The sequence below is a fragment of the Streptomyces sp. 4N509B genome (assembly GCF_052245655.1).
In the GTDB taxonomy this organism is placed as follows: Bacteria; Actinomycetota; Actinomycetes; order Streptomycetales; family Streptomycetaceae; genus Streptomyces.
In genome coordinates this window covers 217,372-240,987 of record NZ_JBQQBZ010000004.1, presented here as the reverse complement: position 1 = coordinate 240,987, position 23,616 = coordinate 217,372, and the positions used below count along the sequence as shown (strand labels likewise).

The following is a 23,616-nucleotide window of genomic DNA, read 5'->3' as shown; positions in this document are numbered from 1 at the left end:
TCGTTCTCCGCTTGTCCACGCAAAAGGTTCGTACCGGTATGCCACCTCCGTCCGTCTTCCCTCACCACGTGCCGTCCTGGCTGGCCAACGCCGTCCTCTACCAGATCTATCCGCAGAGCTTCTCCGACTCCAACGGCGACGGCATCGGCGACTTCGACGGCGTCACCGAGCGCCTGGAGTACCTGGAGTGGCTCGGCGTCAACACCGTCTGGCTCAACCCCTGCTTCGCCTCCCCCTTCCGCGACGCCGGCTACGACGTCTCCAACTACCTGGCGGTCGCCCCCCGCTACGGCACCGAGGACGACCTGGCCGAGCTCGTCGACGCCGCCGCCCGGCGCGGCATCAGGGTGATGCTGGACCTGGTGGCAGGCCACACCTCCCACCAGCACCCCTGGTTCACCACCGCCGCCAACGACCCCACCGACGAGCGCTACATCTGGACGGACGGGACGGAGACCGAGCTGCCGCCCGGCTTCGTCCCCTCCCCCGGCAGCCGCCCCGGCGGCTACCTGCCGAACTTCTTCGACAGCCAGCCCGCCCTGAACTTCGGCTACGCCCGCCCCGACCCGGCCGAGCCCTGGCGCCAGCCCATCGACGCCGACGGCCCGCGCGCCAACCGCGCCGCGCTGCGCGAGATCATGGACCACTGGCTGCGCCTGGGCCTGGCCGGCTTCCGCGTCGACATGGCCCACTCGCTCGTCAAGGACGACCCGGGCATGACGGAGACCTCCAAGCTCTGGGGCGAGCTGCGCGCCTGGCTGGACGCCACCCACCGGCAGGCCGCCCTGCTGGCCGAGTGGGGCGACCCCTCGACGTCGGTCCCGGCCGGCTTCCACGCCGACTTCCTCCTCCAGTTCGGCGGCCCCGACGACGGCCTGCCGATGCGCTCCCTGTGGAACAACGGACACGGCACCGTCCACGAACACTGGGAGCAGCAGCGGGAGGTCTGCTACTTCGACGCCGAGGGGCGCGGCTCGGCGCGGGAGTTCGTCACCGCCTTCGAGGCCACGGCCCGGGTCATCGCCGACGCGGGCTTCATCGTCCTGCCCACCGCCAACCACGACTTCTCCCGCCTGGCCTGCGGCCCGCGCACCGCCGAGCAGCTGCCGCCAGCCTTCGCCTTCCAGCTCACCTGGCCGTCGCTGCCGGCGATCTACTACGGCGACGAGATCGGCATGCGGTACGTCCCGGGGCTGCCGGACAAGGAGGGCAGCGTGCTGGGCCCGCGGTACAACCGCGCCGGCTCCCGGACGCCGATGCAGTGGGACCGCACCCCGAACGCCGGCTTCTCCACCGCCCCGCCCGACCGGCTCTACCTCCCCCTCGACCCCGACCCCGACCGCCCCACCGTCGCCGCCGGGCGCGCCACCCCCGGCTCGCTGCTGCACCTGGTGCGCCGGCTCGTCGCGCTGCGCACCTCCACCCCCGAGCTCGGCAGCGGCGGCTCGCTGGAGGTCCTGCACACCGGCTATCCCCTGGCCTACGTGCGTGGCGGACGCTACCTCGTCGTCGTCAACCCGCGCCGCGCCCCCGCCACCCTCGCGCTCCCGCGCACCGAGATGGCGGGGGCCCGCCCGGTGGAGGCCGAGGGCGTCACGATCGGCGAACGGGAGATCACGGCCGCGGGCTTCTCGTTCGGCATCTTCACGCTCTGACCGACCGCCTGGCCGATCTTCCCGCTCCGACCGACGGCGCTTGCGTTGGAGTCCGCTCCACCCGGCAGACTCCTGGCCATGGACACCACCACGATGCACCGCACACTGGGACGAAGCGACATCACCGTCAGCGCCCTCGGCTTCGGCTGCTGGGCGATCGGCGGCGAGTGGTTCAGCACCGAGGGCCAGCCGTGGGGCTGGGGCGCGGTCGACGACGAGGAGTCCGTACGCGCCCTGCGCCGCGGCATGGACCTCGGCGTCACCTTCTTCGACACGGCCGACTGCTACGGCACCGGCCACAGCGAGACCGTCCTGGGCCGGGCCGTGAAGGGACGCCGGGACCAGGTGGTCATCGCCTCGAAGTGGGGCAACACCTTCGAGGAGGGCAGCCGCGTCTGCGACCTGGTCCCCGACCTCACCCCCGGATACGTCCGCCGCGCGCTCACCGCCACGCTCCGCCGCCTCGGCACCGACCACCTCGACCTCTACCAGCTCCACCTCGGCGACGCGCCGACCCACGAGGCCACGGCGCTCCGCGCCGCCTGCGAGGACCTGGTCCGCGAGGGCCTGATCCGCGCCTACGGCTGGTCGACGGACGACCCGTCACGCGCCCGCCTCTTCGCCGAGGGCCCGCACTGCGCCACGGTGCAGGTCAACGCCAACGTCTTCGAGGACGCCCCCGCGATGTTCACCCTCGCCGAGGAGGTCACGCTCGGCGCCGTGATCCGGGGCCCGCTGGCGATGGGCGCGCTGACCGGCAGGTTCTCGACCACCGCCGGCTCCCTCTCCAGCGGCGACATCCGCGCGACGCCCCCGGCCTGGCTGCGGTTCTTCCGCGACGGCCGTCTCGCGCCGGAGTGGGCGGCGCGCTTCGACGCGGTCCGCGACATCCTCACCTCCGGCGGCCGCACACCCGCCCAGGGCGCCCTGGCCTGGCTGTGGGCGCGCAGCCCGCACGCGGTCCCCATACCGGGCATCCGCACGGTCGCCCAGGCCGAGGAGAACGCGGGCGCCCTCGCGTTCGGACCGCTCACCGGGGACCAGGTCAGCGAGATCCGCACCCTCCTCGCCCGCGACCCGGCCGATGGCATGTGACACGTGAACGCCTGGTAACGATGAGGTCACGGCGCTTGCCCGTGTCTTCGCACGCGATCTAGCGTCGCCTGAGACCACGTTCAGCGTTCTATTCATCACCTAGCGCAGCGGGGCGGGGGCCTCGCCGCGGTCTGGCACCGGCCTGGGGAGTCCGGTGGGGAGGGGAGCGACGCTCGCTGTGACCGTGCCTGTGCCCGGCTTATCCGGGTTACCCGGGTCATCCCGGCCGCCCCGGCTGCCTCGGCCCTCTCCGCCGTCTCGGTACCACCTGATCACCCCGGACGACTGGTTCCGCATCCCGCTGCGTTCGGATCCCCGGCGGGAGCGGTCCGTCGCCGCCCTGGTCGACCGGACCTGTCCCGCCCGGGACCAGCACGCCGCGCGGCGGCGGGAGTTGCGCGAGCTGCTGATCGCCGTCGTGGAGCGGGCGGCGCTCAACGACGGGGTCGAGCTGTACCTGGCCACCCACTCCGTCCTGGGGGTGCCGATCCCCGCCAGCCTGCTCGTCAGCGTCGAGCCGGAGAACCCGGCGCTCCCCCGCTCGTTACCCACCGGGGCCACGGAAACGCTGGCCCTCGCGCTGCGGGAGAAGTACCGCGACCGGGCCCAGGTGGACCCGGTGGAGCTGCCCAGCGGCCCGGCGGTCCGCTGCCTGCGGCGCGAGCTCGACGACGAGGCGACGACGCTCGGCGTGCCACCGGACCGTCCGACCACCGTGCTGGACACCTACCTGCCCGTGCCGGGCTCCTCGGCCTGGCTGCTGCTGACGTTCAACGCCCCGGTGCCGGAACTGGCCGAGGCGCAGGTCGAACTGTTCGACGTCATCGCCGCGTCGCTGCGGTGGTCGTAGGGCCGTCGCAGGACCGAAGAGAGGAAAAGAGGAGAAGGGGAGGGGCCGGACCATGTCCGATCTGAGACTGTCGACCGACGACGTGCGGGAGCTGGGCGAGAAGCTGCGGTTCATCGCCACCGAGTTCGAGGGCGCCAACGACATCGCCGAGGAGTACGGCGAGGCCGTCTCCCACGGCGACCTGGCGCACGAGCTGGAGCAGTTCGCCGAGAACTGGGAGAACAAGCGCGGCGAGCTGATGGAGGGCCTTCAGGAGCTGGCCAACGCCGCCGTCGGCGCGGCCGAGGGGTTCGAGGGGCTGGAGCGGGCGCTGGTCGACGCGCTGGAGGGCGACGGCTGATGGCGGACATCCGGCCCAGCGACTGGTATCCCCTGGTCGAGGACGCCTCGGACCCGGTCCCGGGCGACTGGGAGCTGGTCGAGGAGGCCGCCGCCCGATACCGCAGAACGGCCGAGGCGATCGAGACCGCCCGGACGCTGTTACGGGACGTCACCGACAGCAGGGACGGCTGGCGGTCGGAGGCGGGAGACGCGTTCCGCGAGAAGGCCACCGAGCTGTCGGACGACGTCTTCCAGGCGTACGGGCGGTACGACGCCGTGGCCACCGCGCTGGCCGAGTACTGGCCCGAGCTGCGCGACGCGCAGGAGGAGAGCCTCGACCTGTGGCGGTCGGCCGACGCGGCCCAGGACGAGATCGACGCCCTGACCCGGCAGGTGACGGCGGCGGCGGACGAGGACTCCGACACCCACGAGGACCTCGGCCGGCTGGAGGGCGACCTGGGCCTGGCACGGGCCGAGCTGCAACGCTTCCGCGACCGCCTGGAACAGGTCGTCGAGGACAAGGACAACGCCGCCCAGCGGGCGGCCGACGCCATCGGGGAGTTCATCGGCAGCGACGGCCTGAAGGACGGCTTCTTCGACAGCATGTTCTCGGCGTTCCAGGACGCGATGGCCGTCCTCGGCGAGATCGCCGGGCAGATCGCGATGTACGCCGGCATAGCCTCCCTGGCCCTGTGCTGGGTCCCCGTCCTCGGCCAGGCCCTCGCCGCCGTCGCGACGATCGCCACCGTCATCTCCCTGGCCGGAAACCTGATCAACGGCGACTGGCACGGCGTACTCCTCGACTCCATCGGCCTCCTCACCTTCGGCGCGGGCCGCCTGGCGGGAGCGGCGGCCCGGACGGTGCGCACGCGGGCGGCGCGGACCATCGACGAAGTGAGCGACTCGGCCCTTTCGTCAATTCCCAGAAACCTGCCCGTCAGGGAAAGGCTCGCGATGTATCGGGCTGAAGCCGGTGGGAACCCGAGCACCGCGAACGCGGCGAGGCGCCAACTACAGGAAAGCACCGATCTGGTGGACAGTCCGATGGCCAGCCTCCGAAATACTCTTCCGGACCTGCGCAGTAGCCTGCGGGACGGATTCCGCCCCAGTCAATGGCAGCGAGCCGACAGCTGGCAGGAAGCCATGGGGCTGACCGACTCCTCTCTCGCGAGAACTGACATGGCAGGCATGGGCTCGGCCGCCAGCTGGGCGGGCGCCGGCGAAGTCGCCAGCTGGGGCGCCGGCACGGCCACGACGTTGTGGACACACGACGCCGACAGCGGCATACAGATGAACACGCCTGTGCAACTCCATCCCTCGGACGGCTGGTCCGCCAACTGGAACCTCCCCTTCTCCGACACGCCCGGGATGTCCCTCACTGATGAACCCCTCGAGGTGGGGGATTTCCCCCACGGGGAGAGCGGGGCCCGGGTCCGGTGAGGCGGTGGATCTCCCAGTTCGACACCCCGGAAACGGGCTGGCTTCCCCTGGTCATGAACGACCCGGACGGCGTCGAACGCGCGGCACGAGCCATCGCGGACTGGGACGGCGAACGCATGGAGGAGTACGCGGACGAGGTGTATCCGGAGCTACGCGCGATCTGGGAGGAGATGCAGGACCGACGAGCCGCTCCAGTCGCCGTCTACGTCCCCCCCGTTCCGCTCGACTCCCGCCTGCGGGTGCCGATCATCGCCTACGTCCAGGGGCGCCGGACGGCCCCACACGAGCGAACCATGGAGGCGGTCGTCGCCATGGCCAGTGAGAGCCGGCCCGATTCGTTCCGGCCGCCCGACATCGCGCTGGTGGAGCTGCCAGCGGGCCCCGCCTGCCGACTCCAGGAGGTCGTCGTGCACGACGAGGAAGACCGCGGTCGGCGCTCCCTGTCGGAGCACATTGACTACTACGTACTACCACCCCACTGTCCCGAGGGGATATTCAAGTTCTCCGTGACATGGTCAAGTCCTGCGATCACAGCGCGGGCGATGGTGACGGCCGACGAGATGGCTGCCTCCCTTTCCGTGCGGGTTGATGAAGCAACGGAGGGAAACGGATGACCGCCAACAACGGTAATGGAGAGAACCGATGACCGACCTGATCCCGATGTTCGACTACCCGATGTCCGAAGAGTGGCTGGCACTCGACGCAAACCTGAAGGTCGCGGCCGACTACGCCGAGGATCGGGTGTCCGCTCGCGGTGGACGGCAGAACAGGAAATACGCCAAGGCGATTCGCCAGCACCTGGAGTTCGTTTGGCAGGGAACACGAACGGATGCGACGGGGCCTCAGGTGGTGTATGTGCCGCTGGTGCCGCGCACCACGCAGCCGGTTGTTCCCGCCACCATCTCCGTGCGGCGTGTGGCACCCGATCACGAGCGCTCTATGGACGCGCTCGTTGCCAAAATGGGGGAGACGGGCGCCTCGACGGAACGAGAGGTCACCGTGAAGGACCTGTCGGTCGGGCCCGCCTGCCGTGTACGTGAGGCGTTCTCCCTCAACGCGGGGCGGTCCGGCGAGGTGATGGTCGAGAACGTGCAACACCATGTACTGGCAGAGCTCTACCCAGAGGAGATCCTGCTGCTCAACGCCCACTGGAACAGGGACGTGATGGGCTCGGGCGTGGTGGAACTGGTCGACCAGATGGCCGCGTCCCTGCGGGTCGTCTCGCCTGGGTCGGGTGACGGGCCCCGTCCCGTGCTGGCGGCGCCGGACGCGCGCGTCGTGTTCGCCGAGAGCCAGATCGGGCGCGGCATGCGCCCCCTCGCCCAACACGGCTTCGTCGTCATCGAACAGGGCGTCCTCACCCTCCTCGACAGCGACCGCCAACCCATCGACAGCGCACCCCTCCCCCAGGTGCAGGCATCGAAGCGCGGCATCACCGGAGGCGCCGTCGTCGCCCTGACCCTCGCCAACGGCGAGAAGTACAACGTCTCCCCCGGCTGGGGCGCCCACCGGGGCTCGCTCTCCCTCCCCGGCCTCGGCAACCCCGTCAAGGACGCCGCCGACTCCCTCCGCCGCTGTGTCGAGGACGGAGGCGGCACAACCACATAAGCGGCGTCGAATCGACGAGAAGACCGCCACCAGCCACCGAAGGACATCTGATGACGGACGCCGTACCGGTATTCGACTACCCGGCCTCAGAAGAGTGGTTCCCGCTAAGCCCGCTTCCCCTCTCTGATGACGGAATCCAACAGATCACACGACAGGTCATCGCCAGAGGCGGACGGCAGAACAAGCGGCACGCACGCACTCTGAGCGAACATCTGAAGCTCGTCTGGCAGGCGGAGGCGCACGAGATCCCGATCCAGGTCGGTGTGATCTACGTGCCGCACACGTGGCCTGTCACCTGCCATCCCGCACCTGTCCGCGTCTTCTCCGTGCGCTATCCGGCCGGATATGAGGAGACCATCGAGGAGATGGTGCACCGCGCACCCCAACCGCAGGACAACCTCGCCACAACGAGGCCGATGGAGGCCACGACCGTGGATCTGCCGGGGGGCACCGCGTATCGAACGCACTGGGCAGAATCCGCAGACACCGGTTACCCCCGCATCCGGGCAGAGACTGAGCACGTGGACCACTACTTCCGGTCAGAGGCGTGTCCGGACGAGACCGTCCTGCTGTCCGCCAACTGGAGTTGCGACAACGTCGGCTCGGGCGTGGTGGAACTGGTCGACCAGATCGCCGCCTCGCTGCGGGTCGTCTCGCCCGGGTCGGGCAACGGGCCGCGTCCCGTGCTGGCGGCGCCGGACGGGCGCGTCGTGTTCGCCGAGACCCAGATCGGGCGCGGCATGCGCCCCCTCGCCCAACACGGCTTCGTCGTCATCGAACAGGGCGTCCTCACCCTCCTCGACAGCGACCGCCAACCCATCGACAGCGCACCCCTCCCCCAGGTGCAGGCATCGAAGCGCGGTATCACCGGAGGCGCCGTCGTCGCCCTGACCCTCGCCAACGGCGAGAAGTACAACGTCTCCCCCGGCTGGGGCGCCCACCGGGGCTCGCTCTCCCTCCCCGGCCTCGGCAACCCCGTCAAGGACGCGGCCAACACCCTCGTCCGCTGCGTCGAGAACGGAGGCGGCACCGTCTCCTGAACCGGCGACGGCGGGTCAGCCCTGCGAGAGACAGAACTCGTTGCCCTCGGGGTCGGCGAGGATCGTGATCTGCTCGTGGCGGGAGAGGACCTTCGCCCCCAGCTCCGTGAGGCGGGCTATCTCCACCTCCACGTTGTGCGTGAGCAGGTCGAGGTGGAGCCGGTTCTTTCCGGTCTTGGGCTCGGGGACCCGCTGGAACCACAGCCGGGGCCCGCCGTTGCGCGGCCCCTGCGGCTCGACGAGGACCGTCGGGTCGTCCTCGGGGTCCTCGATGCCGAAGGCACGCAGCCGCGCGAGCTCGGCGGCGTCGTAGGGCGCCACGGCGTAGCCCTCCAGCGCGTCGGCCCAGAAGCGCGCGATGGAGGCCGGGTGCGCCGAGTCGACGACGATGTCGTGGAGTCGTGCCATCTGATCATCATGCACGGCCGGTACTCGCGCTGTCACGCCGGTTCGCGTGCCCCGCCCCAGTCTTCACAACTCGCGGACCACGACGCGCCCGCCGGGTGATGTTCAGGCCGGTTGGAGCCGCAACGTGGTGACACGGGCGCTGTCGGCCACCATCGGGTCGACGTAGGTGGCGCTGTAGCCGCCGTACTTGCTGCGGTAGGCGGCGTCGATCCGGTCGTTGAGCTCCCGGTCCCCGGCCACCTCGACGAAGGTGACGTCCCGGTCGACGCCGCCGGCGCTGATGTGGCCGCTGTGGCTGGCTCTGGCGGTGCGCCACCAGATCCCGTCGACGCCCCGGGCGGAGCGGACGTACAGTTCGTCGCCGTCGCGCACGACCCAGACCGGGTTCGGGCGACGCCGGGTGCCGTCGGTGCGCTCGGGGGCGATCTCCAGTTCGTCGGAGCCGGCGATCGCCGTGAGTTCGTCGCTGTTCCAGGCGGTCATCGGCCTCGTCCTCTCGTCGGTCCTGCCCGGCGGTGCTGCCCAGCGCTCCGGGCCCGGGACCAAGCTCTCACCGCGCGGGTGGGAACGCGGCGTGCCACACGGGAGGGAGGCGTGCGGGTGCTCCATCGGGATGACCCGGCACACGGGTCCGGCCAGAGCAGGTGGTCGGCCTCGCCGTCACTCGGTGGCGCGCGGGAGTTGCCGGACGCGTTCCGGCAGCGGCGTTGACGCCGGAGGCATGTCACGGGCCGTAGGAATATGCCGTGACGTTCAGCATCAGAAGGGACGGATCTCCCTCGAATTTCTGGAGGATAATGAACATCCTGTGAGCAGCCCCCCGGGGGGAGCCGGGAAGGGGAGGGAGGGCCGGCGTGAGCGCTGGACGGCACGTGCCCGTCGTGACGTGGATGGTCGTGCGGCAGCTCGACTGGGAGCGTTTCGCCGCCGAGCACTGGGGGCGGGAGCCGGTCCGCCTGACGGGTGGGGTGAGCCACGCGGGCCTCGACACCGGGCGTGCCTACCAGGCGGCCGTCGCCACGGTCGACGCCTCCCGCGACGACGTGACGTTCCGCTCCGGCGGCCGTGCCGTTCCCGACGGCTCGGGGTGGGCGCCGCGCGAGGCCGACGGCGACCTCGACGGGTACCTGGCGCGGATGGGCGACGAGGGGGACTGGCTGCTGAGCGTCATGGACCCGCTGCCGGCCAGCTTCGCGCTGTGGGCGCAGGTCCGTGACGCGCTCACGAACCTGTGGTGGCGCGTGGGCTGGCCGCACGAGCCGGTGGGTTCCGAGTTGGCCATCGGCCGGGGCCACAGCCGGGACCACGACCCGGCTCATCCGAGGACACCCGCCGGACTGTTGTGGGTGCTGCGCGGCGGCGTGACCGTACTGCTGCGCGGGGAGCGGCCCCCGGCGCTCCGGCTGTCCGGCTCCGTCGGCGACCTGCTCTACTGGCCCGCCGGGTACCACGTCGCCGAGACGTATCCGACCGGCGCCGCCGTGGCGCTGCGGCTGGCGTTGCCCGAGGGCGGCGCCCTGCCGGCGAACGCGACGGAGCGGGCCGTGGGGCGCTCCGCGGCCGGGCTGCTTCCGGCGCCGCCGCCCGGCGCCGTCTCCACGCTCCGCTTAACGGACCGGATCCGCGTCACCAGCCACCTCGTCGAGGTGCGGGGCGCGTGGGCGGTCAACGGCCACGCGCTGCCGCGCGGCGCCGACCGGCGGGTGCTGTCCGCGTTGACCCTGGGGCGCGAGACCGGCGTGCGTGAGCTGTGCCGGACGGGGGGCGGGGGCGACGCGCGCACCGCGTCCACCCTGACGTTGCTGCGCACGCTCCACCGGCTGCGTGCCGTCGAGCCGGTGGGCGCGGCGGACCGGGCGGAGCCGGGGGTGCTCAGCGCGCGGTGACGCCGCGCGGGCCGGCGGGGCTCGCGCTGCCCACGCCGGAGGCCACCGCGGCCGCGGTGGCCTCGGCGGCGGCACCGTCGCCGGGCCAGCAGCTCCTGACCTCGTGTTCGCTGGCGTTGGCGCCGGAGCACATCACGGCGACGCGTTGTCCCGCGAAGCGCTCGCGGTCGGCGAGGAGCGCGGCCAGGGCGACGGCGCCGGCACCCTCGACGAGGGTGTGGGCGTCGCGCATCAGCCGCCACTGGGCGGCGGCGATCGCCGCGTCGTCGAGGAGGACGAAGTCGGCCAGGCCGTGCTCGCGCATCAGCCGCTGGGTGAGGGCGAAGCCGCAGCCGACCGCCAGGCCCTCGACGCGGGTGCGGTTGGGCCGGGTGACGAGCTCGCCGGCGCGCCAGGAGTCGTGCGCGGCCGGGGAGGCGGCGGACTGGGCGGCGACGACGCGGCACCCCGGCGAGACGGCGGAGGCGACCAGGCAGGCCGCCGCCGCGCCGCTGCCTCCGCCGACCGGCACGAGGACGGCGTCGAGGTCGGGCGCCTGCTCGAAGACCTCCAGGTACGCGGTGGCGACCCCCGCGATGAGCTCCGGCTCGTCGGCGGCGCTGACCAGCCGCATCGAGCGCCTTCTGGCGAGCTCGGCGGCGTGGGCCGCCGCCGCGCCGAGGTCGGCGCCGTGCTCGATCAGCTCCGCGCCACGGGCACGGACGGCCGCCGCCTTGGCGGGGTTCGGGTTCCTCGGCATGACGATGACGCACGGCGCGCCGAAGTGCGCGGCGGCGTACGCGAGGGACTGGGCGTGGTTGCCGGTGGAGTACCCGACGATGCCGCGGGCGTGCTCGGCCGGGGTCATGGCGGCCAGCAGCGTCAGCCCGCCACGGACCTTGAAGGCACCCGTGGGCTGGGCGTTCTCGTGCTTGAGGTGGACGGTCGCGCCGCAGGCCTCGTCGAGGGCCGGATAGGACCACATCGGGGTCGGGGGCAGCAGGTCGGCCAGCAGGCGACGGGCGCGCAGCACGTCGGTCATCGTGGGCGGTCGCACGGACATGACCTCACGATTCCACAACCGGACAAATAGATCCAATGGTGGTTATCGATGGAAGGATCGATCTGATCTATATAACGTGGATGACGTGCTGGATCTCACGCGACTGAGGGTGCTGGTGGCGGTCGCCCGGGAGGGTTCGATCACGGCCGCCGCCGAGGCGTTGCACTACGCCCAGCCGTCCGTCAGCCACCACCTGGCGCGGCTGGAGGCCGAGGCCGGCGTGGTGCTGGTGCGGCGGGCGGGGCGCGGCGTGGTGCTGACGGAGGCCGGGCGGCTGCTGGTGGAGCGGGCCGAGGAGATCCTCGGCAGGGTGGAGGCGGCGCAGGCGGAGTTGGCCGCCCACGCCGGGCTGCGCACCGGGCGGGTGCGGCTCGCGGCGTTCCCGTCGGCGCTGGCCACGCTCGTGCCGCCGGCGGCGGCGCGGCTGGCGGCGCGGCATCCCGGCGTCGCGCTGGCGCTGACGGAGGCGGAGCCGCCGGAGGCGTTGACGGCGCTGCGCAACGGCGAGGTGGACGCGGCGCTGGTCTTCGAACACGACCCGGACGAGCGGCCCGGCGACCGTCGGAACACGACGCTGACGCCCGTCCTTCAGGAGCCGCTGTACGTCGTGACGGCGCGGGCCGAGGCCCGGGGGACGGACCTGGCGGCGTACGCGGAACGGAGCTGGATCGCCGGCTGCGAGCGGTGCCGGGCGCGGCTGGTGGAGGTGTGTGTGCGGGCCGGGTTCGCGCCGCGGATCACGTTCGAGACGGACGACTACGTGGCGGTGCAGGCGCTGGTGGCCGACGGGCTCGGGGTGAGCGTGCTGCCGCACCTGGCCTTGGCCGCCCACCGCAATCCGGCGGTGGTGGCGCTGCGGCTGCCGGGCGAGCGCCGTCGGGTGTCGTTCGCGTTCTACGGGCGTCCGCCCGCGCCCGATCCGGTGCGGGCCTTCGCGGACGCGCTGCGGGCGGCCGTCGAGGCGGGCGAGACGGGCGAGGCGGGCGGGGATGCGGACGGAGGGGATGCGGACGGCGAGCGGGGGGAGGGCACGGCCGGGGCCAGGGGCCAGTTAGGGGACTGACCTGACTAGGCGTCGTCGCCGACCGTCCGCTGGCGGAGGCGACGGGTGGCGAACAGCGCCGCCGCGCCGGCCGCCGCCAGGGCACCCGCGCCGAGGGCGAGGGCGCCGGTCGGGGCGTCGCTGCCGGTCTCGGCCAGGGCTCCGCCCTCGGCGCCGCCCTGCGGGGTGACGCCGGGGTCGTCGCCGTCCGGGTCGTCGGTGTCGGGGGTACCGGACGGGTCGGGGAGCTGCTCGTCCTCGCGTTCGTCGCCGCGTCCGTCGGGGCCTACGAGATCCCGCTCGGCGACGTGCTGGCCTCCGTCCGCCACCGCCTGGGCCTCGGCGGCCAGCCGCTGGACCGGGTCGGCGAGAGCGTGCTGTGGGACGTGCGGCTGCCGCGCGTGACGCTGGCGGTGCTGGTCGGCGCCTCGCTGGGCTGCGCGGGCGCGTTGGCGCAGGGCGTCTTCGGCAACCCGCTGGCCGAGCCCGGAGTCATCGGCATCTCCTCGGGCGCCGCGGTGGGCGCCGTCGGCGCCATCGCCTTCGGCGTGAGCTTCCTCGGCACCTGGGCGGTGACCGCCTTCGCGTTCGTGGCGGGCCTGGCCACGGGCCTGGTGGTCTACGTCCTCTCCCGCTCCGGGGGGCGGACGGAGGTGGTGACGCTGATCCTCACCGGCATCGCGGTCAAGGCCTTCGCGGGCGCGCTGATCGGGCTGTTCGTCTTCCTCGCCGACAACGCGCAGATCACGCAGATCACCGTCTGGCAGCTCGGCTCCCTCTCCCAGGCGACCTGGCCGACGGTGATGGCGGTCCTGCCGTGCACCGCCCTCGGGCTCCTGGTGGCGCCGCTGTACGCCCGGCGCCTGGACCTGCTGGCGCTCGGCGAACGGCCCGCCCGCCACCTGGGCGTGGACGTGGAACGGCTGCGCGAGGTCCTGGCCGTGCAGGTGGCGCTGCTGACGGCCGCCGCCGCCGTCGCGGTCGCGGTCGCGGTCGCGGTCGCGGTCGCGGTCGCGGGGATCATCACCTTCGTGGGGCTCGTCGTGCCGCACCTGCTGCGGATGGTGGCCGGCCCTGGGCACCGCATCCTGGTGCCGGGCAGCGCGCTGGGCGGGGCGTTGGTGCTGGTCGCGGGCGACCTCGTGGCGCGCGCCGCTGTTGCTGCTCGACGAGCCGACGGCCGCGCTCGACCTGCGCCACCAGGAGCCGGTTCTCGGCAGGGGCCGTCACCTGGCGGCCGAGGGGCGCGGGGTCGTCGTGGTCCTGCACGACCTGGGGCTCGCCGCCGCCCACGCCGACCGGGTCGCCGTGCTGGACGCGGGGCGGCTGGTCGCGGTCGGGCCGCCGGCGGAGGTGTTCCGTGAGGAGCTGCTGAGCCGGGTCTACGACCTGCCGGTGGAGGTGTTGCCGCACCCGGAGACGGGGGTGCCGTTGGTGGCGCCCCGGCGTGCGCCGGGCGTGCCCGCGCGCCCCTGAATCCGCCGGGTTTCACGCCTCTCTGAGCGGAATTCAGCCGTGCTCGCCACCGTTTCATAAAGTTTCACCAAACGACGGCCAAACCACCGTCGGATGCCCTAACCTGTTCTCCGTTCGTTCACAGAGAGCGATGTTCCGGCGCGTGCTCACGGGGAGATGAGCCCGCGCCTTTCCTTGGCTCCGTCCAGGGTTCCGTTCAGTGTTCGTATCAGGTTTCACGCACCGCAGCAGCAGCGCCGCCACCGTCCCCGCACACCCGCCACCGGGGGATTCCATGCGCCAGCAGCACCATCTGTCACCCTCCGCCAGCATTCGGCGACAGCGCGTCGCCTTCGGCGCGGTCGACGGACCACACCACGGCGACGGATCCGCCTGGTACACACCGCTCGCCCTCGCCGCCGACGTGCTCGGCGTCGCCCTCCCGGTGGTCGCGGTCTACTCCCTGGCCGGCGAGCCCCGCCCGCTGACCACCGCCCTGGTCGCCACGGCCTGTTGGACCGCGGTGCGCGCCGGCCACCGGCGCTACGGCGGCCGGTCGCGAGGCGTCGGCGAGTTCCGCGGCCTGCTGGCGACCGTCCACGACTGGCTCGTCCTCGTGGGGCTGCTCGCCGTGCTGCGCGTGGCGACCGGGGAGAGCTCCCGGCTGCCGAGCGCGGCGTTCGCGCTGCTGCCCGCGCTGCTCGTGACCGGGCTGACGGGCTGGGCGATCCACCGCCACCTGACCAGGCAACGGCGCCGGGCGCTGGCGCTGCGCCGGGTGATGGTGGTCGGGGAGGCGGCGCCGGTCGAGGCCGTCACCGCACGCCTGGCGGCCCGCACCGACCACCCGTACGTCGTGATCGGCGCCGTGCCGGTCGGCGGCGCGTTGGGGACGAGCGGCGTCGCCGCGTTAGGGCGTCTGCCCGCCGGCTCGGCCGCCAGGGAGAGCGCCTCGTCCGAGGGTCCGGTGGACGACGGCGACGCCGTCGTCGCCGCCGCGCGGGAGCACGCGGCCGACGTGGTGTTCGTGGCGCCCGGCTGCGACCTCGTGGGCGACCGGCTGCGGCGCCTGACGTGGGCGGTGCAGGACGCCGGCCTGTCGCTCGTGGTCGCGACGGGCCTCACCGACGTGGCGCGCCGCCGCGTCACCCTCGCGAACGCGGCGGGGCTGAGCCTGCTGCACGTCGCCGGGCCGCCGCGCGGCGGCGCCGAGCCGGCGCTGAAGGCGACGCTCGACCGCGCCGTCGCCGCGCTCGGCCTGCTGCTGCTCGCGCCGCTGCTGGCGCTGCTGGCGCTGGCCGTGCGGCTGGACTCCCCCGGGCCCGCGCTCTTCCGTCAGGTCAGGGTGGGACGCCACGGCGAGCCGTTCACCATGCTCAAGTACCGCACCATGGTCGAGGACGCCGAGCGAATACGCCCCTTGCTGGAGACCGTGAACGACCACGGCGGCGGGCCGCTGTTCAAGATGCGCGCCGACCCGCGCGTCACCCGCCTGGGCCGGCTGCTGCGCCGCACCTCGCTCGACGAGCTGCCGCAGCTGGTGAACGTGGTGCGCGGTCAGATGTCCCTGGTGGGGCCGCGCCCGCCGCTGCCGGAGGAGGTCGCCCGCTACGGGCAGGTGGAGGCGCGGCGGCTGACGGTCAGACCGGGGATGACCGGGCTGTGGCAGGTCGGGGGACGCTCGGAGCTGTCCTGGGACGAGGGGCTGGCGCTGGACCTGGACTACGCCGACAACTGGTCCGTCACCGGCGACCTCGACGTGCTCGCCCGCACCGTCCGTGCCGTCGTGGACGGGCGGGGCGCCTACTGACCCCACACCGGGGCAAGCAGGGACATGACACGATGCGCGTGACGAAACGCCGTCACGCGACGTGGACCCGCGCCGACGACGACGAGGACGCCGACGCGAGGGCACTGCCGACGCGAGGCGATGCCGACGCGGGACGTGCCCGCGCCGGCGCGGCGCGCGCGGGCGTCGGCTCCGGGCAGGAGGAGTCCTCGGGCCGCGCCGGGCCGGCGTGGACGACAGGACGGAGAGGGGGACGAGAGATGAGCCGCTTAGCCGGCGTCACCGTGTGCGCCGGGCTCGCCGTGGCGAGACCACCACGCGTGGACCTCGCGGACGCCGCGCTCCAGCGGAATGCTCGGCGCGAAGCCGAGGGCGCGCAGCCGCGCGACGTCCAGCAGCTTGCGCGGCGTGCCGTCGGGACGCGTCCGGTCCCAGCCGACGCGGCCGACGTACCCCACCGCCCGCGCCACGGTGTCCGCGAGCTCCGCGATCGTCAGGTCCTCGCCGCAGCCCACGTTCAGCGGCAGCTCGTCGTCGTAGTGGCGCAGCATCAGCAGGCAGGCGCGGGCCAGGTCGTCGCTGTGCAGGAACTCCCGGCGCGGCGTGCCGCTGCCCCACAGCACCACCTCCCGCCGCCCCTCGCGCCGCGCCTCGTCGAAGCGCCGGATGAGGGCGGGCAACACGTGCGAGGTCTCGGGGTCGAAGTTGTCCCCCGGGCCGTAGAGGTTGGTCGGCATGGCCGCGACGTAACGGCGGCCGTACTGCCGGCGGTAGGAGCGCACCTGGGAGATTCCCGCGATCTTCGCCAGGGCGTAGGGCTCGTTGCTCGGCTCCAACGGACCCGTCAGCAGCGCCTCCTCGCGGATGGGCTGCGGCGCGTGCCTGGGGTAGATGCACGAGGAGCCGAGGAAGAGCAGGCGGTCGACGTCGGCGGCGTGGGCGGCGGCGATCACGCTGAGCTGGATCAGGAGGTTGTCCTCCAGGAACGGCACGGGCTGGGTCTGGTTCGCCATGATCCCGCCGACCCGGGCGGCGGCCAGCACCACGGCGTCCGGGCGCGTGCGGGCCAGGAACGTCCGCGTCCGCTCCGCGTCCCGCAGGTCGAGCTGGTCCCGGCTCCTCGTGACCACCTCGAAGCCCTCGGCCGACAGCAGGCGGGTGACCGCCGAGCCGACGAGCCCCCGGTGCCCGGCGACGAACACCAGGGCGCCGGGGCGCAACAGCGACGGCCGTCCGTTCGTGCCGGCGGTGTCGGTACGGACGGCTCGTTCGGTTCTCGCTGCTTCATCCATAACCACATCATCCCGCTGGGGGAGGACACCATGGGCAAGGTCACGCCAGACGCCGGGGCCAGAACGGCCCTCATCTCCGGGGTCACCGGACAGGACGGCTCCTACCTCGCCGAACTGCTGCTGGGGAAGGGGTACACGGTGCACGGACTGGTGCGCCGCTCCTCCTCGTTCAACACCGAACGGATCGACCACATCTACCAGGACCCGCACCAGCCGGGCGGGCGGAGCCTCGTGCTGCACCACGCCGACCTCAGCGACGGCGTGGCCCTGGTCAACCTGCTGCGGGAGCTCGAACCCGACGAGGTGTACAACCTGGGCGCCCAGTCCCACGTGCGGGTCTCGTTCGACGCGCCGCTCTACACCGGGGAGGTCACGGGCCTGGGCACGCTGCGGCTGCTGGAGGCGATACGCGCCAGCGGCATCGACACCCGCCTCTACCAGGCGTCGTCCTCCGAGATGTTCGGCGCCGCCCCGCCGCCGCAGAACGAGCGGACGCCGTTCCACCCGCGCAGCCCGTACGGCTGCGCCAAGGTCTACGCCTACTGGTCGACCGTCAACTACCGCGAGGCGTACGGCATGTTCGCCGTCAACGGCATCCTGTTCAACCACGAGTCGCCGCGCAGGGGCGAGACGTTCGTCACCCGCAAGATCAGCCGCGCCGTCGCCCGCATCCGGGCGGGCCTGCAGGACCGGCTCTTCCTCGGCAACCTCAACGCCGTCCGGGACTGGGGGTACGCCCCGGAGTACGTCGAGGCGATGTGGCGCATGCTGCAACGGGACGAGCCGGACGACTACGTCCTGGCCACCGGGGTGCCCGCCAGCGTGCGTGACTTCCTGCGCGCCGCGTTCGAGGCGGGCGGCCTCGACTGGCACGAGCACGTGGGGTTCGACGCGAACTACGAGCGGCCCAGCGAGGTGGACGCGCTCATCGGCGACGCGGCCAAGGCACGCGACCTGCTGGGCTGGGAGCCCGCGGTGCGCTGGCGGGAGCTCGCCGAACTGATGGTCAGGGCCGACATCGAGGCGCTGGACGCCGAGTTGAGCGGCGCGCGGGTCCGCATCGACCGCTGAGCGGCCCTCGGCGAGTCGGCCGGAAACGCGCGCGGCACGTCGCGCCTCGCGCCCTGCGCACCCCACTTCACGCTCTACTTCGCGCCCCGTGCGCGCCCCCAAGCTCTCACTGTCCGCGTCCGCAACCGAACGGGGTGTTCGTTGGTCTCACTCACGGAACCTCCGGCCGCCCGAGGGGAATCGATCCATACGATGAACAGACACAAGGCCGCTCACAGCGTCGTGCACGCGGTCCGCACCAGACGGCTGACCAACGGGCTCGTCGCGCTGGCGATGACCGCGGGCGGCCTCGGCGTCCTGGCCACCGCCTCGGCGCCCTCCGCCCTCACCCCTCCCCTGACGATGACCGCGGAGGACCTGCCGACCTGGCAGACCAACGGCATCGTCTACGCCATGGCCGAGGCCGACGGCGTCGTCTTCGTCGGCGGCACCTTCTCCACGATCCGCCCGCCGGGCGCGGCCGCCGGCACGCAGGAGGAGCCGGCGCTGAACTTCGCCGCCCTCGACGCCGCCACCGGGGAGCCGATCGACTGCTCGCTGTCGTTCACCATCGGCTCCGGCACCGCGCAGGTGCGGGCCCTCGCGGTCTCCCCGGACGAGGAGACGCTGTACGTGGGCGGCAGCTTCGGCTCGGCGGGCGGCTCCGGCGCCTCCTCGCTCGCCGCGATCGACATCGACTCCTGCACCCGCGACACCTCCTTCGCGCCGGCGGCCAACGGCATCGTCCGCGCCATCGCCGCGACCGAGGACCGGGTCTACCTGGGCGGCGACTTCACGCGGATCAACGACACCGCCCGCAGCCGCTTCGCGGCCGTCACGACGGGCGGTGACGTGGTGGCGGGCTGGTCGGCCGACGCGGACGAGATCGGCAAGGCCGTCGAGGTCACCCCCGACGGGCAGCACGTCCTGCTCGGCGGCGACTTCTTCACGGTCAACGACGCGGACTCCCACGCCCTGGCCGTCGTCAGCGCGGCCGACGGCGACGTGGTGCGGGCCTACCCCAACGGCTTCATCCCCACCTCCTCCACGGTGCAGGACATCGCCACCGACGCGACCGGCTTCTACACGGGCAACGAGGGCTCGGGCGGCGGCGTGTTCGACGGCCGCATCGCGCTGGACCTGGCCACCTTCGAGGAGCGGTGGCGCGACACCTGCCTGGGCGCCACACAGGCCGTCACCGTCCACGAGACCGTGCTCTACAGCGGCCACCACGCGCACAACTGCTCCAGCATGGGCGAGTTCCCGAACCAACCGCGGTACCACCTCTTCGCGCAGTCCGTGGCGGACCCCGGGCTGCTGGGCTGGTTCCCCGACACCAACGACGGGCTCGGCGAGCAGCTCGGCCCGCGCGTGATGGCCGTCGCCGAGGACCTGCCGGGCGAGGAGCGCGACTTCCTGTGGGTCGGCGGCGGCTTCACCACGGTCAACGGGCAGCCGCAGTGGGGCCTGACCCGTTTCGCCACCGGGCCCGACACCGTGGACCCGTCGGTGCCGGAGACGCACGCCACGAGCCTGACACCCGGGCAGATCGAGCTGACCTGGCGCGCCAGCCTGGACCTGGACGACAGCTGGCTGACGTACCACGTCTACCGGGACGGGGGCAGCGAGCCGATCCACACCGTGGGCGCCGAGTCGATGCCGTGGCGCCGGCCCCAGCTGACGTTCGTCGACACGGGCGTGCCGGCGGGCGAGTCCCACAGCTACCGGGTCACCGCCACCGACGCGGCCGGCAACGTCAGCTCCCTGTCCGCCCCCGTCACCGCCACCTCGGGGACCTCGACCGAGCCGTACGTGGCGGCCGTCCTCGCCGACGACCCGATGCTGTACTGGCGGCACGACGAGACCTCGGGGAACTTCGCCTCCGACGCCTCGGGGAACGAGGCCAGCGGCGTCCACCGGGGCGGCCCGAGCCGTGGCGTGACCCCGGGCGCCGTGCCGGGCCCGCAGGCCGCGGCCGTGGGACACGACGGCACCGACTCCTACACCTACAGCGACGACCCGGTGTCAGGCGTGCGGCAGTACACGCTGGAGACGTGGTTCAACACCACCACGAACTCCGGGGGCAAGCTCATCGGGATGGGCGACACGATCCTGGAGGAGAGCTACAGCCACGACAACAACCTCTACATGCTGAACGACGGCCGGCTCCAGTTCGCCCTCTACACCGGGGCGTACCGCACGGCCACCTCCAGCGCCTCGTACAACGACGGCGAGTGGCACCACGTGGCCGCGTCCGTCGGCCCGCGCGGCATGGAGCTGTACGTGGACGGCCAGCGCGTCGCCAGCAACTCCCGCGCCACCTCGGGCCGCAACCTCAACGGGTACTACTGGCACACCGGCGGCGACAACCTCGACCGCTTCCCGAACCGGCCCAGCAGCGACTACTTCGAGGGGCGCCTGGACGAGACGGCGATCTACGGCTCCCAGCTGTCGGCCGCCCGGATCGACGCGCACGTGGACGCGGCCTCGGCCCCCACGGACACGGTGACGGCGCTGACGCCGGACGCCGACACGTACGTCAACGGCTCGGCGACCACCGCCTCCTACGGCGGCGACCGGCAGCTGGCGGTCCGCGGCACCAGCCCGTACGAGAGCTACCTGCGCTTCGCGCTGCCCGACGCCCCGGCGGGGACGGTGCTGAAGAACGCGGCGCTGCGGGTGCGGGTGTCGGGCGACTCCTTCGCCGGCTCGGCGGACGACGTGGCGGTGCGGACCGTGGCCGGGGCGTGGACCGAGGCCGGCACCACGTACGCCACCCGGCCCGCCCTCGGCGAGCAGACGCTCGGGACGCTCGACTCGCCGAGCGAGGTGAACGGGGTGTACACCGTTGCCCTCGACCAGGCGGCGCTGACGGCGGCGTTGGGCGGCGAGCTCGACGTGGCGCTGGTCGGCGAGGGCACCGACAGCCTGTGGCTGGCCTCGCGCGAGGCCACCAACGCCGGGCACCGGCCGCAGCTGCTCCTCACCTTCGGGGCGCCGTGATGCCGCGGCGAGGCGCGCGCCGGCCAGCAGTGCCGCGGCGCGGGGTGCGGCGGCGCGGCGCGCCGGGACGGGCCGCGGGGGCGCTCACCGCCGCGGCCGTGGGCCTGGCCCTGCTGGTGACGGGGTGCAGCGGCGGCGGCGAGGAGCGCGCCGGCGAGGACGGGGGCGGCGGCGCGGCCGAGCCGGCGGCCGCCACCTCCTCCCCCGCCGACGACGGCATCCCCGAGGAGACCGTCCCCACCGACGAGCTGACCCCGCCCGCGGGCACGTTCGCCGAGGAGGAGGTCGCCTACCTCACCGACCGGGTGCCCGAGGGCGTGGACCCGGGCGCCATCCTCCAGCTCGGCCAGGAGGCGTGCGACCGGCTCGGGTACCTCGACCGGCACGACCCCGACGCCCTGGTGGCGGCGCTGCGCGACGGCGAGATCCCGAACGCGGAGCCCGCCGTCGAGCACCTGTGCCCGGAGTACGCCGACGCGCTGGCCGAGGCCACCGGGTGAACCGAGAGCCCGGGGCCCTTCCCGGGGCCCCGGGCACCTTCCCTGACAACCGACAACCCCCACACCGAGGAGGGCGAGCGGGTGCCGAAGCTGCCCATCGTCGTCATCATCCCGACCAGGAACGAGGCGGCGAACATCACCGGCGCGGTGCGCTCCGTCGTCGACCACGCCACAGCGGTGGTCGTGGTGGACTCCGACAGCGAGGACGACACCCGGCTGCTGGCCAAGGCCGCGGGCGCCGAGGTGGTCCCCTACGAGTGGGACGGCCGGTACCCGAAGAAGAAGCAGTGGTGCCTTCAGCACGTCCGCCCGGAGATCGACTGGGTGCTCTTCCTCGACGGCGACGAGACCGCCAGCGGGGAGCTCCTGGCCGAGCTGTACCGCATCTTCCTCGACGGCCGCCCCGTGCGGCCCGCCGCGTTCGACATCCCGCTCGGGTACTGGTTCGCCGGCCGGCGGCTCCGGCACGGCCACACCATCGTCAAGCGGGCGCTGCTGGACCGCACCCGCGCCCGCTTCCCCGAGCCCGACGACCTCAGGGCCCCGGGCATGGGCGAACAGGAGGGCCACTACCAGCCGTTGGCCGACCCGGTGGTCCGGCTGCGCGCCCCGATCGAGCACCACGACCGCGACCCGGTGCGGACCTGGTTCGAGCGGCACAACCGGTACTCGGACTGGGAGGCGTGGCTGGAGCGGCACCCGGTGGTCCGCGAGCAGATCCGCACCGCCAAGACGCGGCAGGGGCAGCTCTTCCACCGCGCGCCGCTGAAGCCGCTGCTGTCCTTCGCGTACGCCTACGTCTACCGTCGCGGCTTCCTCGACGGCCGCGCCGGCCTGGACTACGCGATCGCGATGAGCGTCTACCGCTGGCAGATCGGCCTGAAGGCCCGCGAGCTCGCGCGCGAGGCCACGGACCCGGACCCGGACCCGGACCCGGACCCGGCGCCGGCCGAGGCGCCGCCCGGCGAGGCCACACGCGAGTAGACCTCCCGCAGCCGCTCCACCACGGCGTCGATGGTGAACCGCTCCCTCACCAGCTCCCAGGCCGCCCTCGACGCCGCCTCGCCCGCCGCCGGGTCGAGCAGCTCCAGCACGGCACGCGCCACGTCGGCCGCCTCGCCCGCGACCACCCGGCCGGCGCCCGCGCGCGCCACGTCCGGCGCGAGGCCGGTGGTCCTGGTCACCACCACCGGGGTGCCGACCGACATGGCCTCCAGCACCGCCATCGAGAACGCGTCCTTCAGGGACGGCACCACCAGGGCCGAGGCGCGCCGCAGCTGGTCCATGACGGCGGGCGCCTCCAGCGCGCCGAGGTAGTCCAGAGAGCCGCGCACGCCGAGCCGTTCCGCGAGCGCGAGGGTGCCGGCGAGCGCGCCCGTGTCGGGCCCGGCCATCACGAAGCGGGCCGCCGGCTCGCGCTCCAGCACGGCGGGCATGGCCCGGACGAACTCCTCGGGCCGCTTCCCGGCCTGCACCCGCGCCAGGTACAGCACGCGCGGCGGCTCGGTGCCGTCAAGACGCCGACGCTCCTGCGCCGCCACGCCGTTGACCAGGCGGACGGCGGGCGCCATCGGGTGGGGCGCGACGACGGCCGCCGTGTCGAGGCGCTCCTGCTCCGTCAGGTGCAGCACGGCGTCGGCGCGGCGCAGCACCCGCCGCACCCCGAGCCGGTCGACGAGCCGCGCCACCCGCTTCTCTGTGGGGTCCACCATGCCGTGGGTCTGGAGCACCAGCGGCGTCCCGGCCGCGAGCGCCGCCAGCGCGAACGGCAACGTCACCAGGTCCCGCATCAGATGGACGTGGACCACGTCGGCCGACCGCGCGTACGCGAGGGCCCGCGCCAGCAGCGGCCCCGAGGTGATGCCGCTGACCTCGAAGCGGGGCAGCACGTGCCGCGCCTGGAAGAGCCGGACCGGCACGCCCTCGACGGCGCGGGGCAGCGGCCCGTCGAAGCCGTCGCCCAACGCGACCACCACGGCGCGGTCTCCCCGGGCCCGCAGGCCGCGGCAGAGGTTGAGCGCGACGCGCGTCGGTCCCCCGAACGCGTGCGTCGGCGTGTGCAGCGTCACCACATGGGCCACCTTCACGCGGCCACCCTAGCGAAGCCGGCCGCGCGACGGGCCCGTTCACGGACGGAAGG

22 protein-coding genes and 1 pseudogene are annotated in these 23,616 nt (G+C 73.3%); 17 read left to right on the top strand and 6 right to left on the bottom strand.

The features are described from left to right. Window positions 1-38: 38 nt before the first annotated feature. The 8 genes from ACTWP5_RS07095 to ACTWP5_RS07060 all read left to right on the top strand — a co-directional run bounded on the left by ACTWP5_RS07095 (window position 39) and on the right by ACTWP5_RS07060 (window position 8,009). On the top strand, window positions 39-1,655 hold the full coding sequence (locus ACTWP5_RS07095) for an alpha-amylase family glycosyl hydrolase (RefSeq protein ID WP_443219885.1): 1,617 nt from the start codon (window positions 39-41) through the stop codon (window positions 1,653-1,655). 78 nt (window positions 1,656-1,733) lie between these two features. Further along, window positions 1,734-2,750 (top strand): aldo/keto reductase, encoded by a 1,017-nt coding sequence (locus ACTWP5_RS07090; protein WP_443219884.1) that lies wholly within the window; start codon window positions 1,734-1,736, stop codon window positions 2,748-2,750. A gap of 190 nt (window positions 2,751-2,940) precedes the next feature. Further along, window positions 2,941-3,600 (top strand): hypothetical protein, encoded by a 660-nt coding sequence (locus ACTWP5_RS07085; protein WP_443219883.1) that lies wholly within the window; start codon window positions 2,941-2,943, stop codon window positions 3,598-3,600. Window positions 3,601-3,652: 52 nt separating this feature from the next. After that, window positions 3,653-3,940: a hypothetical protein gene (locus tag ACTWP5_RS07080; RefSeq protein WP_443219882.1), complete on the top strand. Its 288-nt coding sequence runs from the start codon at window positions 3,653-3,655 to the stop codon at window positions 3,938-3,940. Then, window positions 3,940-5,361 carry a putative T7SS-secreted protein gene (locus tag ACTWP5_RS07075; protein ID WP_443219881.1) on the top strand — a complete coding sequence of 474 codons (1,422 nt, stop codon included), beginning with the start codon at window positions 3,940-3,942 and terminating at the stop codon, window positions 5,359-5,361. The genes ACTWP5_RS07080 and ACTWP5_RS07075 overlap by 1 nt, the downstream gene beginning before the upstream one ends. Window positions 5,362-5,414: 53 nt before the next feature. Further along, window positions 5,415-5,975 carry a hypothetical protein gene (locus ACTWP5_RS07070; RefSeq protein WP_443219880.1) on the top strand — a complete coding sequence of 187 codons (561 nt, stop codon included), beginning with the start codon at window positions 5,415-5,417 and terminating at the stop codon, window positions 5,973-5,975. A 28-nt stretch (window positions 5,976-6,003) separates the two neighbouring features. Then, a complete protein-coding gene (locus tag ACTWP5_RS07065; RefSeq protein ID WP_443219879.1) occupies window positions 6,004-6,969 on the top strand; it encodes a hypothetical protein in 966 nt (321 codons plus the stop codon). Window positions 6,970-7,019: 50 nt separating this feature from the next. After that, complete coding sequence (locus tag ACTWP5_RS07060; protein ID WP_443219878.1) at window positions 7,020-8,009, top strand: hypothetical protein; 990 nt, start codon at window positions 7,020-7,022, stop codon at window positions 8,007-8,009. Between the two features lie 15 nt (window positions 8,010-8,024). Here the strand turns inward: ACTWP5_RS07060 and ACTWP5_RS07055 are convergent, their stop codons facing one another. Together ACTWP5_RS07055 and ACTWP5_RS07050 are read right to left on the bottom strand one after the other, a co-directional pair. After that, window positions 8,025-8,417: a VOC family protein gene (locus ACTWP5_RS07055; protein ID WP_443219877.1), complete on the bottom strand. Its 393-nt coding sequence runs from the start codon at window positions 8,415-8,417 to the stop codon at window positions 8,025-8,027. Window positions 8,418-8,519: 102 nt separating this feature from the next. Next, a complete protein-coding gene (locus ACTWP5_RS07050; RefSeq protein WP_443219876.1) occupies window positions 8,520-8,900 on the bottom strand; it encodes a DUF2255 family protein in 381 nt (126 codons plus the stop codon). Between the two features lie 371 nt (window positions 8,901-9,271). On the opposite strand from ACTWP5_RS07050, the gene ACTWP5_RS07045 reads away from it, so the two are divergent. Next, entirely contained in the window at window positions 9,272-10,303 is a 1,032-nt protein-coding gene (locus tag ACTWP5_RS07045) for a hypothetical protein (RefSeq protein ID WP_443219875.1), read from the top strand. On the opposite strand, the gene ACTWP5_RS07040 is transcribed toward ACTWP5_RS07045, so the two are convergent. Next, window positions 10,290-11,345, bottom strand: coding sequence for a threonine ammonia-lyase (locus ACTWP5_RS07040; protein WP_443219874.1), 1,056 nt, complete (start codon window positions 11,343-11,345; stop codon window positions 10,290-10,292). The genes ACTWP5_RS07045 and ACTWP5_RS07040 overlap by 14 nt on opposite strands. Window positions 11,346-11,430: 85 nt before the next feature. On the opposite strand from ACTWP5_RS07040, the gene ACTWP5_RS07035 reads away from it, so the two are divergent. Continuing rightward, window positions 11,431-12,408: a LysR family transcriptional regulator gene (locus tag ACTWP5_RS07035; RefSeq protein WP_443219873.1), complete on the top strand. Its 978-nt coding sequence runs from the start codon at window positions 11,431-11,433 to the stop codon at window positions 12,406-12,408. Between the two features lie 5 nt (window positions 12,409-12,413). On the opposite strand, the gene ACTWP5_RS07030 is transcribed toward ACTWP5_RS07035, so the two are convergent. After that, window positions 12,414-12,716, bottom strand: a complete 303-nt coding sequence (locus tag ACTWP5_RS07030) for a hypothetical protein (RefSeq protein ID WP_443219872.1) — start codon at window positions 12,714-12,716, stop codon at window positions 12,414-12,416. Between ACTWP5_RS07030 and ACTWP5_RS07025 the strand changes: the two genes are divergently transcribed. From ACTWP5_RS07025 to ACTWP5_RS07015, 3 genes are all read left to right on the top strand, one after another. Then, complete coding sequence (locus ACTWP5_RS07025; RefSeq protein WP_443219871.1) at window positions 12,696-13,751, top strand: FecCD family ABC transporter permease; 1,056 nt, start codon at window positions 12,696-12,698, stop codon at window positions 13,749-13,751. The two genes, ACTWP5_RS07030 and ACTWP5_RS07025, sit on opposite strands and share 21 nt — an antisense overlap. Continuing rightward, entirely contained in the window at window positions 13,741-13,863 is a 123-nt protein-coding gene (locus ACTWP5_RS07020; RefSeq protein WP_443219870.1) for a hypothetical protein, read from the top strand. Before ACTWP5_RS07025 ends, ACTWP5_RS07020 begins: the two co-directional genes overlap by 11 nt. A 274-nt stretch (window positions 13,864-14,137) precedes the next feature. Next, window positions 14,138-15,652, top strand: coding sequence for an exopolysaccharide biosynthesis polyprenyl glycosylphosphotransferase (locus ACTWP5_RS07015; protein ID WP_443219869.1), 1,515 nt, complete (start codon window positions 14,138-14,140; stop codon window positions 15,650-15,652). 248 nt (window positions 15,653-15,900) lie between these two features. Here ACTWP5_RS07015 and ACTWP5_RS07010 read toward each other — a convergent pair whose 3' ends face one another. Further along, the gene (locus ACTWP5_RS07010; RefSeq protein ID WP_443219868.1) at window positions 15,901-16,923 is read right to left on the bottom strand and encodes a GDP-L-fucose synthase family protein; all 1,023 of its coding nucleotides are present in this window, start codon (window positions 16,921-16,923) and stop codon (window positions 15,901-15,903) included. A gap of 30 nt (window positions 16,924-16,953) precedes the next feature. On the opposite strand from ACTWP5_RS07010, the gene gmd reads away from it, so the two are divergent. The 4 genes and pseudogenes from gmd to ACTWP5_RS06990 form a co-directional block, all read left to right on the top strand. Next, on the top strand, window positions 16,954-17,994 hold the full coding sequence (gene gmd, locus ACTWP5_RS07005) for a GDP-mannose 4,6-dehydratase (RefSeq protein ID WP_443219867.1): 1,041 nt from the start codon (window positions 16,954-16,956) through the stop codon (window positions 17,992-17,994). Between the two features lie 192 nt (window positions 17,995-18,186). Beyond that, window positions 18,187-20,976: a CBM96 family carbohydrate-binding protein gene (locus ACTWP5_RS07000; RefSeq protein ID WP_443219866.1), complete on the top strand. Its 2,790-nt coding sequence runs from the start codon at window positions 18,187-18,189 to the stop codon at window positions 20,974-20,976. Then, entirely contained in the window at window positions 20,976-21,476 is a 501-nt protein-coding gene (locus ACTWP5_RS06995; RefSeq protein WP_443219865.1) for a hypothetical protein, read from the top strand. The genes ACTWP5_RS07000 and ACTWP5_RS06995 overlap by 1 nt, the downstream gene beginning before the upstream one ends. A gap of 81 nt (window positions 21,477-21,557) precedes the next feature. After that, window positions 21,558-22,379: pseudogene (locus ACTWP5_RS06990) on the top strand (glycosyltransferase family 2 protein); the annotation flags it as partial. Here ACTWP5_RS06990 and ACTWP5_RS06985 read toward each other — a convergent pair. Next, window positions 22,337-23,563, bottom strand: coding sequence for a glycosyltransferase (locus ACTWP5_RS06985; protein WP_443219864.1), 1,227 nt, complete (start codon window positions 23,561-23,563; stop codon window positions 22,337-22,339). The pseudogene ACTWP5_RS06990 and the gene ACTWP5_RS06985 overlap by 43 nt on opposite strands. Window positions 23,564-23,616: the final 53 nt, after the last annotated feature.

What these genes read in the sequence shown, in the direction of transcription:
- ACTWP5_RS07095 (WP_443219885.1), top strand. Translation starts at nt 39, where the DNA reads ATGCCACCTCCGTCCGTCTTCCCTCACCACGTGCCGTCCTGGCTGGCC.
- ACTWP5_RS07090 (WP_443219884.1), top strand. Translation starts at nt 1,734, where the DNA reads ATGGACACCACCACGATGCACCGCACACTGGGACGAAGCGACATCACC.
- ACTWP5_RS07080 (WP_443219882.1), top strand. Translation starts at nt 3,653, where the DNA reads ATGTCCGATCTGAGACTGTCGACCGACGACGTGCGGGAGCTGGGCGAG.
- ACTWP5_RS07075 (WP_443219881.1), top strand. Translation starts at nt 3,940, where the DNA reads ATGGCGGACATCCGGCCCAGCGACTGGTATCCCCTGGTCGAGGACGCC.
- ACTWP5_RS07070 (WP_443219880.1), top strand. Translation starts at nt 5,415, where the DNA reads ATGAACGACCCGGACGGCGTCGAACGCGCGGCACGAGCCATCGCGGAC.
- ACTWP5_RS07065 (WP_443219879.1), top strand. Translation starts at nt 6,004, where the DNA reads ATGACCGACCTGATCCCGATGTTCGACTACCCGATGTCCGAAGAGTGG.
- ACTWP5_RS07060 (WP_443219878.1), top strand. Translation starts at nt 7,020, where the DNA reads ATGACGGACGCCGTACCGGTATTCGACTACCCGGCCTCAGAAGAGTGG.
- ACTWP5_RS07055 (WP_443219877.1), bottom strand. Translation starts at nt 8,417, where the DNA reads ATGGCACGACTCCACGACATCGTCGTCGACTCGGCGCACCCGGCCTCC.
- ACTWP5_RS07050 (WP_443219876.1), bottom strand. Translation starts at nt 8,900, where the DNA reads ATGACCGCCTGGAACAGCGACGAACTCACGGCGATCGCCGGCTCCGAC.
- ACTWP5_RS07040 (WP_443219874.1), bottom strand. Translation starts at nt 11,345, where the DNA reads ATGTCCGTGCGACCGCCCACGATGACCGACGTGCTGCGCGCCCGTCGC.
- ACTWP5_RS07015 (WP_443219869.1), top strand. Translation starts at nt 14,138, where the DNA reads ATGCGCCAGCAGCACCATCTGTCACCCTCCGCCAGCATTCGGCGACAG.
- ACTWP5_RS07010 (WP_443219868.1), bottom strand. Translation starts at nt 16,923, where the DNA reads ATGGATGAAGCAGCGAGAACCGAACGAGCCGTCCGTACCGACACCGCC.
- gmd (WP_443219867.1), top strand. Translation starts at nt 16,954, where the DNA reads ATGGGCAAGGTCACGCCAGACGCCGGGGCCAGAACGGCCCTCATCTCC.
- ACTWP5_RS07000 (WP_443219866.1), top strand. Translation starts at nt 18,187, where the DNA reads ATGAACAGACACAAGGCCGCTCACAGCGTCGTGCACGCGGTCCGCACC.
- ACTWP5_RS06995 (WP_443219865.1), top strand. Translation starts at nt 20,976, where the DNA reads ATGCCGCGGCGAGGCGCGCGCCGGCCAGCAGTGCCGCGGCGCGGGGTG.